This is a genomic window from Cupriavidus gilardii, assembly GCF_008801915.1.
Classification (GTDB): Bacteria; Pseudomonadota; Gammaproteobacteria; order Burkholderiales; family Burkholderiaceae; genus Cupriavidus; species Cupriavidus gilardii.
The window spans coordinates 334,677-350,310 of sequence record NZ_VZOV01000001.1 but is presented as its reverse complement, the minus strand read 5'-3'; the positions used below and the strand labels follow the sequence as shown (position 1 = coordinate 350,310).

The window sequence follows — 15,634 nt, the reverse complement described above, 5'->3', positions numbered from 1 at the left end:
CAGCGCGACGGGCCTGCCCGCCTTGGGTAACCCGTCGGCGCTATGATGGCGGCACTCTAAACCATCGGTTGCCGATCATGGACAAGGCCCGCGTTCTTACCCTGTTTATCGGCGTGGTGCGCGCCGGCAGCTTCCGCCGCGCGGCGGTCGAGGCCGGCGTCACGCCGCAGGCGGTCAGCAAGGCGGTGCGGACGCTCGAAGCGGAACTTGGCGTGCGCCTGCTGCACCGGACCACGCGCAAGCTGAGCCTGACGACCGAGGGCGCGCGGCTGTTCGAGCTGGCGGCGCCGGGCATGCGGCAGCTCGACGAGGCACTGGAGCAGATCCGCAGCAGCAGGAGCGAGGATGACGGCACGATCCGGCTGACTGCACCGCCATCGCTGGGCAGCCGCGTGCTGGTGCCGCTGATGCACGGCTTTCGCGAACGGTATCCGGGCATCGTGTTCGACGTGGTGCTCAGCGACCTCTTCACCGACCTGGTCGAAGCCCGCATCGATGTCGGCTTTCGCGTCGGCACCAGTCCGGGACAGAACCTGGTGGCGCGGCGGCTATGCGATGTGCCGTTGATCATCTGCGCATCGCCCGATTACCTCGCGCGCCACGGCGAACCGGCCACGCCCGAGGCGCTGCTGCAACACCGGTGCACCGGCTTTCGTCGCGCCTCGACCGGGCGCATGGTGCCATGGGAACTGCAGGTGGACGGCAATCTGGTCTACCAGGAGGTGCCCGCGGTCGCCAGCTTCAACGACCTGGACACCGAGGTCGAAGCGGTGCGCGCCGGCATCGGCATCGGCCAGCTGCTCGCCTACATGGTCCACGACGATCTGGTCGATGGCCGTCTCAAGCCGATCCTGACCGACTACACCAGCAGCAACGTCGGCCTGTACATGTATTTCCCCCATCGCACGCAAATGCCGGCGCGCGTCCGTCGTTTCATCGATTTCGTGGTCGAGGCGAGCCGCGGCGCGGAGCAGTCGCTCTCCAGGCTGGTCGGGCTAGCCTCCTGACGTTTCACCCCAACTGCCAACTTCTGGTTGCTTCTGAGACGGCATTGGTCGCCCTAGTGCCACTGTCGCCGCCCTCCTACATTGGTCTCAACGGCGGCTGCATCGCCCCCCACACCGGGGAACGCGCCGCAGCCACCGCCCAGAGCGAAACGATTCAGACCAATCATCAGGAGCGACATCATGATTTCCCAATTCACCCGCATCTTCGTCCCCGCCGCCGTCTCGCTGGCGATCGGCCTTTCGCTGCACGGAGCGCACGCCGCGCCGATCGACAGCGCCCCGGCCGGCACCGCGGCGCGCATGCACGACGTGTTCTCGGAAGGGCTGCGCCAGGGCTCGTTCAATCCGTTCACGGAGGGCGCCCGCGGCAATGTTTCCGCCGCCATCGTGAGCGCGCGCGCCCATGACGTCTTCAGCGAAGGGCTGCGCGATGGCCGCTTCGACCCCTACTCCGAAGGTGCGCGTGGCGCGGCCGACGGCGCGCTGGTGGCAGGCCTGGACCGCGGCGGCGTCTCCGCCCCGCCGGCACGGCAGTTCGATCCGTACTCGGACGGCGCCCGCACCGTCGACGGCGATCCGCGCGCACGCGGCGCGGCGCTGACGGGCGTACCGGCCCGGGTGTAACGGCGCAGCGCCGCGCCGAGCGCTGCCAAGACACGTATCCCTGCACACGCAGCCCTATTGCCAGACCCTGATTCGACATTCCCGAAGGAGAATCCCCATGTCCGCCAACACGAACACGAACACGAACACCAACACCGACGCCGACGCCAACGACAGCAAGGTCTGGTTCATCACCGGCGCTTCGCGCGGCTTCGGCCTGGAGCTGACGCGCGCCGCACTGGCTCGCGGCGACCGCGTCGTCGCCACCGCGCGCCGCCCTGAAACGATCGCTGCCGCGCTGGGCGAGCACGCAAACCTGCTGAGCGTGGCGCTGGACGTCACCAACGAGGCGCAGGCCATCGCCGCCGCCGATGCCGCGGTCGCACGGTTCGGCCGCATCGACGTGCTGGTCAACAACGCGGGCTACGGCCTGCTCGGCGCGGTGGAAGAGGCGTCGGCGAAGGAAGTCGAGCAGCAGTTCGCCACCAATGTGTTCGGCGTGCTTGCCGTGATCCGCGCGGTGCTGCCGCAGATGCGCCGCCAGCGCAGCGGGCACGTGATCAATATCTCGTCGATCGGCGGCTATGCGGCCTATCCCGGCTGGGGCGTGTACGGGGCGACCAAGTTCGCGGTCGAGGGGCTGACCGAGGCGCTCGATGCGGAACTGGCGCCGCTGGGCGTGCGCGCCACCGTGGTCGAACCGGGCTTCTTCCGCACGAACTTCCTCGACGACAGCTCGCTGGTACGCGTACGTTCGGAGATCGCCGCCTATGCCGAGACCGTCGGCGCGATGCGCGGCCACATGGCGTCCGCCAATCACCAGCAGCCGGGCGACCCGGTCAAGCTGGCCGCCGCGTTGCTGGCACTGGCCGACAGCGACACGCCGCCGGTGCGGCTGCCGCTCGGCTCGGACACGGTGGCCCGCATTACGGAGAAGAACCGCAAGGTCGAAGCGGAACTGTCGGCATGGCGAGCGCTGGCGGTGTCGACTGACCATGACGATGTGCGGGTGTGATGGGGCGGCGTGGGTAATGCCACTGGGGTGATGGCACTACCCCCCCTTGCCCTCTCCCCCGGCCCCTCTCCCGCAAGCGGGAGAGGGGAGAAAACCGCCGGCATGCGAAGCGGTCCGGGAAGCAGCGATGGCAACCGTGCTGGCGGCACACTGCTCCCTCTCCTGCCTGCGGGAGAGGGCTTGGGAGGGGGCAAGGCGTCCCCCAACCCCCTACCCTTGATCGTCAGGCAACAATCATTTGACGGCACAGGGCTGTTTCTTCCCGTCAATCGGTACCACAATGCGCCGAATCCCCAATCACGCATTCCTGGAGCCCACCATGACGCAAACGATTCCCGCCTTCGGCCTGGGCACGTTCCGCCTGACCGGCCAGACCGTGATCGACTCGGTCAAGAACGCGCTGTCGCTCGGCTATCGCCTGATCGATACCGCGCAGATCTACGGCAACGAGTCCGAAGTCGGACAGGCCATCGCGCAGAGCGGTGTTGCCCGCAAGGATCTGTTCGTCACGACCAAGATCTGGACCGACAACCTGGCCGGCGACAAGCTGATCCCGAGCCTGAAGGACAGCCTGTCCAGGCTGCGCACCGAGCAGGTCGACCTGACGCTGATCCACTGGCCGTCGCCGAACGGCGCGGTGCCGCTGCCCGAATACATGGGCGCGCTGGCCGAGGCCAAGGCGCAGGGCCTGACGCGGCTGATCGGCGTGTCGAACTTCACCGTGTCGCTGCTCGACCAGGCCATCGCCGCAGTCGGCGCGCGCGAGATCGCGACCAACCAGGTCGAGATCCATCCGTATCTGCAGAACCGCAAGCTGGTCGAGCATGCCCGCGGCCGAGGCATCCATCTGACCTCGTACATGACGCTGGCCTACGGCAAGGTGGTGCAGGATCCGGTCATCCAGGCCATCGCGCAGGCGCACGGCGCCACGCCGGCCCAGGTGGCGCTGGCCTGGGCGCTGCAGCAGGGCTTCGCGGTGATTCCGTCGTCGACCAGGCGCGAGAACCTCGCCAGCAACCTGCAGGCGCAGCAGCTGCGCCTGACCGACGACGAGATGGCCAAGATCGCCACGCTCGATCGCGGCGACCGGCTGGCCAATCCGGAAGGCATCGCGCCCGCCTGGGATTGACCTACCCTCCTCGTCGCCCCGTCGTCCCCGCGAAAGCGGGGACCCAGCGGCTTTGAGCCTATGTCGTGCCTAGAGTCACTGGGTCCCCCGTGCGCGGGGACGACGGGGGTCCCTTTTTGCAGGATCACCGGCCTGGCTGCAGAGCCTGATCGCTTCCCTGCGCGTCGCCCTGCGGCAGCGCGTGCGGATCGCTGCGCGGCACGCCGTTGAACAGCAGGTTCAGCAGTACCGACAGCACGCAGGCCAGCAGGATACTGCTGTGCATCAGCGGCTGCAGCCACTTGGGCAGATGGTGAAACAGCGCGGGCGCGAAGGTCGGCAGCAGCGAGATCGCCAGCGTCGCCGCGACGATATAGACGTTGTGCCGCTGCGATTCGAAATCGACCCGCCCGAGCGTACGCACGCCCGCCGCGGTGACCACGCCGAACATGAACAGCGCCGCGCCGCCGAGCGCGGGCAGCGGCACCGATGCCACCACAGTGGCCATCTTCGGGAACAGCCCCAGCACGCACAGGATCACGCCGGCGGCCACCACTACCCAGCGGCTCTTGACGCCGGTCACGACCAGCAGCCCGATGTTCTGGCTGTAGATCGTGTAGGGAAAGCCGTTCAGCGCGCCGCCGATCACGCTGGCCAGGCCGTTGGCGCGCAGGCCGTCGGTCATCTCGCGCGGCGTCAGGGTCTTGCCGACCACGTCGCCTGTGGCCAGGAACAAGCCCATCGACTCGATCATGATGATTACCATCACGACCACGATGGTGGCGACCGCGAGCGGATCGAAGACGGGCCAGCCGAAGTAGAACGGCCGGATCACGTCCACCACCGGCGCCTCGGCGACGCCGGCGAAGTCGACCATGCCGAACGGGATCGCCACCAGCATGCCGGCGGCCAGGGCCAGCAGCACCGAGACATTGGTCCAGAAGCCCTTGAGCCAGCGGTTGATCACGAGGATCAGCGCAAACACGAAGCCGGCCAGCGCGAGGTTGTGCGGCGCGCCGAAGTCCGGCGCGCCCTTGCCGCCGCCAATCCAGTTGACGCCGACCGGGAACAGCGACAGGCCCACCACCATCACGATGGAACCGCCGACGATCGGCGGGAAGAAACGCACCAGCCTGCCGAATACCGGTGAAATCAGCATCGTCAGCAAGCCGCCCGCCATCACCGCACCGATCACCGCGGGCAGGCCCAGGCCCGGATTGGTGGCGATCACGAGGATCGGCGGGATCGCGCTGAAGGCGACGCCCTGCATCACCGGCATCCGCACGCCGATGCGCCAGAAGCCGGCCGACTGCAGGATGGTGGCGATGCCGCAGGTAAACAGGTCCGCGTTGATCAGCACGGCCACCGCTTCCTTCGGCAGCTTCAGCGCGGTGGCAATGATCATCGGCACCGCGATCGCGCCGACATACATCACCAGCACATGCTGAAAGCCGAGCATCAGCAGCGGCCCCGTGGCGGGCACCGCATCGACGGGCGCGCGTGCCGGCGGCGCAGTGTCGCCCACCGCGTTGTATTGCGCTTTCATGGGGATGTCTCCTTCCGGATCTCGTTGTGGTTGTCGTAGTTGTCGTGCCGGCGCGGCCCGGCGGCGCCGGTGCCGGCATAGCGTGGGATGCCGCATCGTGACGCGCGGGTCAGATGCACGGGAAGCGGCGCGCCGTCGAAACGGCGCCGCCGCCACCGCGCTCATCGCTCGCGTCAGGCGAAGCGGAACGGCGTCGCGCGCAGGCGCTTGCCGGTCGCCGCGAAGATCGCGTTGCCGATGGCCGGGACCACCGGCGGATTGGACAGTTCGCCGACGCCGCCGGGCGCCCTGCCCGACGGCGGCATCAGCTCGATATCCAGCCGCGGCGCATCGGTGATCCGTACCACCGGGTAGTCGTGGTAGTTGCTGATGCGCACGGTGCCGTGGTCGATCGGCACCTCGTTCATCATCGCGGTCGACACGCCCCAGTACAGCCCGCCCGCCAGCTGCTGGCGCACCGAACTGGGGTCGACCGCCAGCCCGCAGTCGACCACGCAGCTGAGCCTGTGCACGGCGATCGCGCGCTCCTTGACCTCGACCTCCGCGACCACCGCGATATAGCTGTTGTAGCCCTGATAGGTCGCGATGCCGAGCCCGCGTCCCGGCGTCGAGGGGCGCGGCCAGCCGGCCAGCGCCGCGGCGCGCTCGAGCACCGCCAGATGCTCGGGCCGCTCCCGCAGCAGGCGGCGGCGATAGGCCAGCGGGTCCTGCCCCGCCGCGTGCGCCGCCCCGTCGATCAGGCTCTCGATCGCGAAGACGTTCGGCACATAGCTGACCGCGCGCCACCACCAGATCGGCAGCTTCGGCTCGACCCGCACCCACGCCAGGTCCAGCGTGCCAATGTCGTAGTAGAAATCGTTGCGCATCGCCTCGGTGCAGCTCGGATCCACCGGCACCTTGGCAAGGAAGCCGGGATCGTCGGGCTCCTTGATCGACGGCGTCACCGCGCGCAGGCTGAAGGCGGCGATGCCGCCGTCGCGGTCGAGCGCGGCGCGCGCCTTGTGCACGCTGGCGGTCTGGTAGAACAGGCCGCGCATATCGTCCTCGCGGCTGTAGATCAGCTTGACCGGCTTGCCGACGCGGCGCGAGATGAAGGTGGCCTCGAGAATCTGGTGCATGCCCTCGCGCGCGCCGAAGCTGCCGCCGGCCTCGGTCAGATGGATCTTCACCTTGTCGGCCGGCACGCCGGCGATGGTTTCGGCCGCCTGCGCGCAGCGCGACGGCACCTGGATGCCGCCCCAGTATTCGACGATGCCGTCGTGCACCCACGCCACCACGCTGAGCGGCTCCATCTGCGCGTGGGCCTTGTACGGCATCGTGTAGACGCCCTCGACCACCTTGTCGGCGCGCGCGAACGCCGCCGCGGCATCGCCCTTGACCTTGCTCTTGGCGCCGGGATCGTCGACATGCCGCGCCAGTTCACGCAGCGCGCCCTCCGCGCTGAAGTCGGCCATGTCGCTGTCGCCCCATCGGACCTTCAGCGCCTGGCGCGCACGCTGCGCGGCCCAGAAATGATCGGCGACGATCGCCACGCCGGGCTGGCAGGCGCCGTTGTCGGGCACGGCCGGGCCCATGCCGGGACGGAAATGCGCGATCGCCGCCGGGATCTCGGTCGCAAACACATCGTGCACGCCCGGCAACGCCTTGACCTCGGCCGCGTTGAACGACACCACCGGCGCATTGATCACCGGCGGATGGACCACGATCGCGGTCAGCATGCCCGGCAGCTTGATATCGACCGCGTACTGCGCGCGGCCGGTCAGCTTGTCGGCGACGCGATAGCTGCTGCGCTCCTTGCCGATCAGCACGAAATCGGCTGGGCGCTTGAGCGCGACCTCCTTCGGCACGGGCTGGCGCGCCGCGCCTTCCGCAAGGTCGCCGTAGCCGAACCGCCGCGACCCCGAAGCGTCGATCACCATGCCGTTGCTCGTGCGGCAGCTGGCGGGATCGACCCGCCAGCGCTGCGCGGCCTCGGCCACCAGCATCGCGCGCGCAGTGGCACCGGCACGCCGCAGCGTGTTCCATTCGAGCGGCACGCTGGTGCTGCCGCCGGTCGCGTGCATGCCCCACAACGGATGGATATAGACCTGCGCCAGCGGATCGTCGGGCTGCACCACGCGCACGCGCGACCAGTCGGCATCGAGTTCCTCGGCCAGCATCAGCCCGAGCGCGTTCTTGACGCCGGTGCCGCTGTCGAACTTGTGCACGACCAGCAGCACCTCGCCCTGCGGCGTGATGCGGACCCACGCGTTGGGCGCGAAGACCGTGCCATCGGCGGTGGCGCCCGACGCCGATGTCCCGGCGGCGGCAGCGCCCGCGGCACGCACGCCGCTGGCGCTCAACTCCAGCATCAGGCCACCGGCCAGCGCCGCCCCGCTCTTCAGGAAGTCGCGCCGCTTCATGCCGGCCTCCCGCTGCGCAGTTCGGCCGCGGCGCGATGGATCGCGCGCCGGATCCGGTCATAGGTGCCGCAGCGGCAGATATTGCCCGCCATCGCCGCGTCGATATCGCTGTCGCTGGGCGTTGGCTTCTGCGCCAGCAGCGCGGCGGCCGACATCAGTTGCCCCGACTGGCAGTAGCCGCATTGCGGCACGTCCTCGGCCTGCCACGCGCGCTGCAGCACGTGCAGCGCATCGGGCTTGCCCAGCCCTTCGATCGTCGTCACGCGCTTGCCGGCAACGCTGGACAACGGTGTCTGGCAGGCGCGCACGGCGTGCCCGTCGACATGGACCGTACAGGCGCCGCACAGGCCCATGCCGCAGCCGTACTTGGTGCCGGTCAGATCCAGCTGGTCGCGCAACACCCACAGCAGCGGCGTATCGGCGGGGGCGTCCACCCGTCGGCGGGCGCCATTGACATCGAGCTTGGTGGTCATCGTGGTCTCCTCGGCCGCCCCTCTGGCGTGGACGGATCAGGGAAAGCCTAGGTGCCGCACAACCATATGTGAAATATGATTTCGGAATCCAATCCATACGGATCGCATATGGATCTCCGCCAGCTGCGCTATTTCATCGCGGTTGCCGAGGAAGGCAACTACAGTCGCGCCGCCGAACGGCTGCATATCTCGCAGCCGCCGCTGAGCCAGCAGATCAAGTCGCTCGAGGGCACGCTGCGGGTCACGCTGTTCGAGCGAGGCCGGCACGGCGCGCGGCTGACGCGGGCCGGCGAGGCGCTGCTGACGCGCGCGCGCCGGATCGTCGACGACTGCGATTCGGTGGAGCGGCAGGTGCGGCGCGTGGCCGAAGGGCTCGAGGGCTATCTGCGCATCGGCATCATCAACTCGGTGATGTACGGCCCGTTGCCGCTGACGCTGCGCCAGTTCCAGCTGCGCAATCCGGGCGTCGAATGGACGCTGCACGAACTGCTTCCCGACCAGCAGTACGAGGCGCTGGCGCGCGGCCGCATCGACGTGGGGTTCTCGTGCAGCGCGGCCGCACGCAGCGACCTGCGCTCGATCCTGGTCTATGCGCAGCCGCTGGTGGTGGCGATGGCGTCCGACCATCCGCTGGCGCGCGCGCCGCGCGTGTCGCTGCGGCAGCTGTCCGGCGATGCCTTCGTGCTGCTGAACATGCAAAGCCCGATGATCCGCAACGTGCTGGCTGCCTGCCTGCGCGAGGGCTTCGAGCCGCGCGTGATGCACGAATCGGTCGATCCGGAGACGGTGCTGGGACTGGTCGGCGCGGGCGTCGGTGTCAGCGTGCTGCCTGCCTCGCTGTCGGCCACGCGGCGCGACGACGTCAGCTACGTACCGCTGGCCGCACGCCGGCTCGACGCCGACCTGCACGCCACGGTGCGGCGCGAGCATGCGCTGCCCGCGCTGGAGCGCTTTCTCGCACTGCTGGAGGACGTGACGCGCGCCTGGCACCGCGAGGTGTTCGGCGCCCGCCCGGCGCAGGGCGGCGCGGGCTGGGCGGTGGCGGCGGATCGGGAGGCGGAACGTGAAGCGGCTCGGGAAGCGAAGCGGAAGGGAGGACGCGAGGAGAAGCCGGACGGCCCGCGCAAGCCCGGCCGCAAGCTCAGGCAGGCGTCATCACCACCTTGATGCAGCCGTCGTGCTTGTCGCGGAAGGTCTCGTACATCGACGGGCCATCCGCCAGCTTGACGCGATGCGAGATCACGAAGGTCGGGTCGATCTGCCTGTCGATGATGCGCTGGAGCAGATCGTCGGTCCAGCGGTTGACGTGGGTCTGGCCGGTACGGATGGTCAGCCCCTTGTTCATCAGCGCGCCCATCGGGATCTTGTCGACCAGCCCGCCATAGACGCCGGGAATCGACAGGATGCCGCCGGGCCGGCAGACGTAGATCATCTCGCGCAGCACATGCGGGCGATCGGTCTCGAGCATCACGGCCTGCTTGACGCGGTCGTAGATCGAATCGAGCGAACGGGTCGCATGCGCTTCGAGGCCGACCGCGTCGAGGCACTTGTCGGGCCCCTTGCCATGCGTGATCTCGTTGAGCGCTTCCAGCACGCTCTGGTTCTCGAAATCGATCAACGTCACGCGGTCGGGGCCGAGCTGCTGCGCCATCTGCAGGCGCTCGGGCACGCGGTCGATCACCACCACCTGCTTCGCGCCCATCAGCAGCGCCGACAGGATGCAGAACTGGCCGACCGGTCCCGCGCCCCAGATCGCGACGATATCGTCGGGCTGGATGTCGCATTGCGCAGCGGCCTGCCAGCCGGTCGGCAGGATGTCGCCGAGAAACAGCACCTGTTCGTCGCTGAGTTCGGCGGGCACCTTGACCGGCGCCACGTCGGCATAGGGCACGCGCACGTATTCGGCCTGCCCGCCCGCATAGCCACCGGTCAGATGGGTGTAGCCGAACAGCCCGGCGGTGGTATGGCCGAACATCTTGTCGGCCGCTTCCTTGTTGCGGTTGGTGCGCTCGCACACCGAGAAGTTGCCGCGCCGGCATTGGTCGCATTCGCCGCAGACGATGGTAAACGGCACCACCACGCGGTCGCCGACGCGCAGCCGGCGGTTCTCCGCGCCGACCTCGACCACCTCGCCCATGAACTCGTGGCCCATGATGTCGCCGTGTTCCATGCCGGGGACGAAGCCGTCGTACAGATGCAGGTCCGAGCCGCAGATCGCGCAGCTGCTGACGCGGATGATGGCGTCGCGCGGGTGTTCGATCACCGGGTCGGGAACGGTGTCATAGCGGATATCGTGCTTGCCGTGCCAGCAAAGGGCTTTCATCGCGCGCTCCCTGGGAAGAGCGGCACGCCAGTCGTGCCGCATGAGGCGGGAATGCAAGCGCTGTTCCACCGCGATGGCGAGGCGCCGCGCGTCAATGAAGTCTCCCTTGCGTGGCACGGGCCGGCGCGAAACTTACATGTGGGGGTAGAAGTTTCAAGCCGGGCGGTACGGCACGCCCGCGCAGCGGGTTCTTCCTCTCCCGCTCGCGGGAGAGGGGTCGGGGCAGAGGCCAGCGGCATTTGCCGATGCCATCGCGGTTTGCGCGACCCGTTCCCTCTCCCGCCAGAGCAGAGCGTGTCGCGGCCGGGGCTTCAACCCGGCAACGTGATCACGAACGTCGTGCCGCGCCCGGGCGCGCTGTCGACGCCGACATGGCCGCCGTGCCGCTCGACCACGGTCTTGACGAACAGCAGCCCGAGACCGCTGCCCTCGCGCACCGGACGGCCCTCTTCCTGCAGCCGGCTGAACGGCTGGAACAGGCGCGCCTGTTCCTCGGGCGCGATGCCCGGCCCCTGGTCGGAGACCGACACCATCAGGCCGCCATCGCTGCCGTCGTCGTGCCGCACGCGGCCGGCGCGTACGGTCACGGTGCCGCCCGGCGGGCTGTACTTGACCGCGTTGTCGACCAGGTTCGAGATGGCGCGCATCAGCAGTGCTGCTTCGCCGTACAGCATCATCTCCTCGTTGCCAGCCTGCACCGCGACGGTCACGCGGCGGGTCTGCGCCAGCGCCCACAGCGAATCGGCGGCGTCCATCAATACCGTGGTCAGGTCGATCTCCGCAAAGCGCAGATGCTGCGATTCGGCGCGCGCCAGCTGGATGAAGTCGTCGGCCAGCGCCAGCGTGCGGCCGGCATGATGGCGGATCCGGTCGAGCAGCACCGGCGGCTCCAGCGCGCGCGCCGGGTCGGCCTGCAGTTCGACCAGCGCGAGGATCGACGCCTGCGGCGAGCGCATGTCGTGCGAGATGAAGCGCAGCGTTTCCTCGCGCTGGCGCTCGGCGAGCCGCACCTGCGTGATGTCGATGAAGCTGATGCTGAAGCCCGCGATCTCACCCGCGTTGCCGCGCAGCGGCGCACCGCGCAGCAGCATCGCGCGCTGGTCGTGGGTCTGCAGCTCGACCCCGGCCCGCTCGCCGCGCGTCGACGCCGCGCCATTGCCGGCCGAGCGCCGGAGCCGATCCCAGTAGTCGAGCCCGCCCTGCGGCGGCGCGAAGATGTCGGCGATCAGCGTATCGAGCAGCGGACGCGCGCCGCCTTCGGCATTGAGCGAGGACAGCAGCCGCGGCGACAACGCAACCGCGCCGGCATTGGCCAGCAGGATGCTGCCGTCCGCGTCGCAGATCACCGTCGCATCGGGCAGGTTCTCGAGCCCGTCGGACAGCAGCCGGCGCAGGTCGCGCTGCCGCCTGATCATCCGGTACAGCGCACTCATTCGTGTGTCCAGCGTGCCGCCGGCCAGCGGCGGCGCGCTCTTGCCGCCGGGCAGCGCCGGCTCGCGTTCGAGCCGCGCGACCTCGGCCGACAGGAAGGTCAGTGCCGATTCCTGCCGGCGCCAGCTCCACAGCGGATAGAACAGCAGGCAGGCGAGGATCGCCGGCACCGGCGAGAACCACAGCCGATCGAAATGCATCAGCGCGACGCTGGCGCCGAACAGCCCGACGATCACCGCCGCGCTGACCAGCAGCGCGTCCCGCGGCGACATCAGCAGCGCGGCCAGGCAGGCCAGCAGCACCGGCAGCAGCGTCAGCGACCAGTACCAGGCGCGCTGCACCGGCACGATGCCGTTGTTGTCGAGCAGCGCCTGCGCGGCATTGGCCAGCAGCTCGACGCCGCTGATGCCGGCGCCGTTCTTCGACAGCGGCGCGGAGAACATGTCGCCCAGACCGGTCGCGCCGGCGCCGACCAGCACCAGCTTGCCGCGGAACAGCTCGGGCGGAATGGCGCCGCTCAGCACGTCGATCGCCGACACCGTGCGGAAGGTGCCGATCGGCCCGGCGAACGGAATGCCGAGCCGATAGCGGCGATGCCACTCGCCGGACAGCGTCTCGTCGACCGGCACCTGCCGGTAGCTTGCCAGCGGCCGCTGCGGCTGCCCGAACTGCACCAGGCGCACGACGAAATGGTCCAGCATCTGGCCGGGCAGGCCTTCCTGCAGATAGATATGGCGGGCCAGCCCGTCGACATCGGTCGCGATATTGATATGCCCGACGTCGGCCCCGAGCGCCGGCAGCGGATAGCTGAGCCGGTAGCCATCGCGCACCGGCTCCGCCAGCGCGGGAATGATCACGTTGCCGGCGCGGGCCATGCTGACCGCCAGCGCCTCGTCGTCCTCGGGATGGCGCCAGTCCGGCTCGACCAGCAGCACGTCGAGCCCGATCGCGCGCGCGCCGCCGTCGGCCAGCCGATCGACCAGCCCGGCCAGCAGCGAACGGCGCCATGGCCAGCGGCCCACCGCGGACAGCGATTCATCGTCGATCGAGACGATCAGGATGTCGTCGCGCGGCGCGTGCTGCTGCGCGGCGATGCCGATGTCGTAGACCGCGAGGTCCAGGCGCTGGCTCGCGCCGAAGTCCGCGCGCACCGCGGCCAGCACCATCACCAGCATGGTCAGTGCCAGCCATTCGATCAGCGTGCGCCGATGAAAGCCGGCGATCAGGCCGCTGCCCGCGGCCGTGCGCAACTGGGGCAGGCGAAAACGGCTATCCGCCACGGCGCACACTGCCGCTGGCAGTACCGATCGGAGCCCCCGTGCCGTCGCGCAGATGCTCGTGGATCTCGATGCGCTGCGCCGCCGAGAACGGCGACTCGCTGCCATCGCGCTCGATGCGTGCGACCCGCACGTAGTAGACGCCGGCCGGCGGACGCGGCAGCGCCGCGGCGTCCGCCTCGATGCGCTGGTCCTGCAGCGGGCGGGCAAAACCCGGCTCCTCGGCCAGCTGCAGCCGATAGGCCTGCGGCGCGAATGCCTCCGGCTGTCCGGCCGCGCCCCAGCGCACGCGCAACGCGCCGCCGTTGTCCTCGACCACGGCGACGCCCGGCGCCGGCGGCAGGATACGGAACGGCACCGGCGCGCTCCACGGCCCGGGCTGCCCCTTGGCATCGATCGAACGCACGCGCCACCACCAGTCGCCCGGCGCCAGCGTCTGCTGCGTGCCCGCCTCGCGGGTGCTGCCCTGCGCGGCCGGCGTGCCGAATTTCTCGTCCGAGGCGATTTCGAAGCGGTACTCGGCGGCGTTGTCGACCGCCGCCCATTGCAGATGCACCGCTGCGCCATGCACCGTGCTGCGCGGCGCCGGCTCGACCGTATAGGGCGCCGGCGGGTTGAGCCGCACGGTCAGCGGCGCGATCGCGGCGTTGCCCGGAATGCGGTTGCGATCGATCGCGCGCACCTCGAGATAGGCGGCCCCATCGGGCAATCCGGTCAGCGCCGCGGCCGGCGGCGTGACGGTGCTGGCGAATACCGCTTCGGTACGCTCGGCATCGCGCGTGACACGGACCAGGTAGCCGATTGCGCCCTTGACCGGCTGCCAGCCCACTTCGGCGTGGCTGGCGTAGATCGGCTCGGCCGGCACCGCGCTCAACGTCGGCGCCGCCAGCAGCGTGTGCACCGCCGCGTCGCCCGTGCTGCCGATGGCGATGCCGTGGCCGGCGGTCACGGTCCGCTTGGCGCGCTGCGCCCGCACCGCCACGGTTCCCTCGAGCACCGCGCTGCTGTTGGCACGCCGGCCGGGTTCGGCGGGCTGGCCCGCATCGACCGCGTAGCGGGTGCCGCGCACGCCGGTGACCATCATCGGCGTGCGGATCTCGAAGCGGCCCACGCCGGTCCCACCCGGTGCGACGCGCGAGTCGATACCGCCTCGCTCGACTTCCATCACGGTGTCGCCCAGCCCCGTGCCCGCGAACACCCGCAGACGCTTGACCTGCAGCCGCGTGGCCGGCGGCATCGCGACGCGGGTGCCGTCGGTCAGCTCGAAGGTCACCAGGCCATCGGCGCCCGTCTGCAGCCAGGCCGCTCGTCGACGCGCATGCCCGGCCGCAGCGCCGCGCCGTTGGCATCGGCCTGTCCGACCACGGACACCACGCGCGCGCTGGTGACGGTCACCGGAATGCGCGCGAGCGGAATGCGGACCTGGGTACCGATCGGCAGCCGATACGGATCGGCGACGCGGTTCAGCGCCTGCAGCTCGCGCCAGACGTCGGCGCGGCCGGTATAGCGCTGCGCGACCCAGAACAGCGTATCGCCCGGTTCCACCTGATGCACGAAATATTCGCCGTCGGCGCCGGCCGGGCCCGCCTGCGCCGGCGCGAAGGCCAGCAGCGTGCACGCGGCAACGACCGCCCTGCCCGCAGCCGCTACAGCGGCGGCCGCGGCCCTGCCACCCTTACGCGCCATCGGCCTGCTCCGCGCAGCGCTCGAAACGATAGCCGTAGGAGTACACGGACGCGAGCCGCACGCCGTTCTCCGGCCGCAGGCCGAGCTTGATGCGCAGCCGCGACAGATGGGTATCGAGCGTGCGCGAACTCGCGCCGAGCGAACGCCCCCAGACCGCCTGCTCGACGACGTCGCGCGCCAGCAGCCGATCCATGTTGCGGAACAGATAGAGCGCGAGATCGAATTCGCGCGGCGCGATATCGACCTCGACGCCGTTCAGGCTGGCGGTGCGCGCCACCGGGTCGAGCCGGTAGGCGCCCACCACGATGGCCTCGTTGGCCTGGGCCGAAGGATAGGTCCGGCGCAGCAGCGCGCCCACGCGCGCCAGCAATTCGCCCCTGCGCACCGGCTTGATCATGTAGTCGTCGGCGCCGCCGGCCAGTCCCATCACGATGTCCTCTTCCAGCGACCGGCTGGTCAGGAACAGGATCGGCGGGTATTGCCCCGAATGCAGCCGGACGTGCGTCACCACGTCATAGCCGCTGATGTCGGGCAGCTGCCAGTCCATGACCAGAAGATCGTACGAGCGCTCGCGCATCGCGCGCAGAAACGCCTTGCCGCCCGAATAGCTGTCGCAGGTATGCCCGGCGCTGATCAGGATCTGCTGGATCAGCTCGGCCTGGCTCGGATCGTCTTCGACCGATGCGATGTTCATGTTCTTCCCGGTTACAGGTCCGTTCGCGTCCGGCCGCACGGCAACTCCGGCAAGCGCGACTTGATGGAC

Annotated in this window: 13 protein-coding genes; 5 read left to right on the top strand and 8 right to left on the bottom strand. The window is 69.6% G+C overall.

What is annotated here, in order from left to right:
* Positions 1–77: 77 nt before the first annotated feature.
* From F7Q96_RS01490 to dkgB, 4 genes are all read left to right on the top strand, one after another.
* Positions 78–1,007, top strand: a complete 930-nt coding sequence (locus F7Q96_RS01490) for a LysR family transcriptional regulator (protein ID WP_053824653.1) — start codon at positions 78–80, stop codon at positions 1,005–1,007.
* 180 nt (positions 1,008–1,187) lie between these two features.
* The gene (locus tag F7Q96_RS01485) at positions 1,188–1,631 is read left to right on the top strand and encodes a hypothetical protein (RefSeq protein WP_053824076.1); all 444 of its coding nucleotides are present in this window, start codon (positions 1,188–1,190) and stop codon (positions 1,629–1,631) included.
* 97 nt (positions 1,632–1,728) lie between these two features.
* Positions 1,729–2,625 carry an oxidoreductase gene (locus tag F7Q96_RS01480; RefSeq protein WP_053824077.1) on the top strand — a complete coding sequence of 299 codons (897 nt, stop codon included), beginning with the start codon at positions 1,729–1,731 and terminating at the stop codon, positions 2,623–2,625.
* 319 nt (positions 2,626–2,944) lie between these two features.
* Positions 2,945–3,754: a 2,5-didehydrogluconate reductase DkgB gene (gene dkgB / locus F7Q96_RS01475; protein WP_053824078.1), complete on the top strand. Its 810-nt coding sequence runs from the start codon at positions 2,945–2,947 to the stop codon at positions 3,752–3,754.
* A gap of 124 nt (positions 3,755–3,878) precedes the next feature.
* On the opposite strand, the gene F7Q96_RS01470 is transcribed toward dkgB, so the two are convergent.
* The 3 genes from F7Q96_RS01470 to F7Q96_RS01460 form a co-directional block, all read right to left on the bottom strand.
* Positions 3,879–5,279 carry a nucleobase:cation symporter-2 family protein gene (locus F7Q96_RS01470; protein ID WP_053824079.1) on the bottom strand — a complete coding sequence of 467 codons (1,401 nt, stop codon included), beginning with the start codon at positions 5,277–5,279 and terminating at the stop codon, positions 3,879–3,881.
* Positions 5,280–5,452: 173 nt separating this feature from the next.
* Entirely contained in the window at positions 5,453–7,681 is a 2,229-nt protein-coding gene (locus F7Q96_RS01465; RefSeq protein ID WP_151021934.1) for a xanthine dehydrogenase family protein molybdopterin-binding subunit, read from the bottom strand.
* A complete protein-coding gene (locus F7Q96_RS01460) occupies positions 7,678–8,154 on the bottom strand; it encodes a (2Fe-2S)-binding protein (RefSeq protein ID WP_151021933.1) in 477 nt (158 codons plus the stop codon). The genes F7Q96_RS01465 and F7Q96_RS01460 overlap by 4 nt, the downstream gene beginning before the upstream one ends.
* A 108-nt stretch (positions 8,155–8,262) precedes the next feature.
* On the opposite strand from F7Q96_RS01460, the gene F7Q96_RS01455 reads away from it, so the two are divergent.
* Positions 8,263–9,321, top strand: a complete 1,059-nt coding sequence (locus F7Q96_RS01455) for a LysR substrate-binding domain-containing protein (RefSeq protein ID WP_053824082.1) — start codon at positions 8,263–8,265, stop codon at positions 9,319–9,321.
* On the opposite strand, the gene F7Q96_RS01450 is transcribed toward F7Q96_RS01455, so the two are convergent.
* The 5 genes from F7Q96_RS01450 to F7Q96_RS01435 all read right to left on the bottom strand — a co-directional run bounded on the left by F7Q96_RS01450 (position 9,296) and on the right by F7Q96_RS01435 (position 15,565).
* A complete protein-coding gene (locus F7Q96_RS01450) occupies positions 9,296–10,477 on the bottom strand; it encodes a zinc-dependent alcohol dehydrogenase (protein WP_053824083.1) in 1,182 nt (393 codons plus the stop codon). The two genes, F7Q96_RS01455 and F7Q96_RS01450, sit on opposite strands and share 26 nt — an antisense overlap.
* A gap of 311 nt (positions 10,478–10,788) precedes the next feature.
* On the bottom strand, positions 10,789–13,188 hold the full coding sequence (locus F7Q96_RS01445) for a CHASE2 domain-containing protein (protein WP_226994953.1): 2,400 nt from the start codon (positions 13,186–13,188) through the stop codon (positions 10,789–10,791).
* Positions 13,178–14,458, bottom strand: coding sequence for a FecR family protein (locus F7Q96_RS01440; RefSeq protein ID WP_170265866.1), 1,281 nt, complete (start codon positions 14,456–14,458; stop codon positions 13,178–13,180). The genes F7Q96_RS01445 and F7Q96_RS01440 overlap by 11 nt, the downstream gene beginning before the upstream one ends.
* Entirely contained in the window at positions 14,455–14,871 is a 417-nt protein-coding gene (locus F7Q96_RS26750; RefSeq protein ID WP_170265865.1) for a LysM peptidoglycan-binding domain-containing protein, read from the bottom strand. The genes F7Q96_RS01440 and F7Q96_RS26750 overlap by 4 nt, the downstream gene beginning before the upstream one ends.
* Positions 14,861–15,565, bottom strand: coding sequence for a response regulator transcription factor (locus F7Q96_RS01435; protein WP_053824085.1), 705 nt, complete (start codon positions 15,563–15,565; stop codon positions 14,861–14,863). The genes F7Q96_RS26750 and F7Q96_RS01435 overlap by 11 nt, the downstream gene beginning before the upstream one ends.
* Positions 15,566–15,634 lie beyond the last annotated feature (69 nt).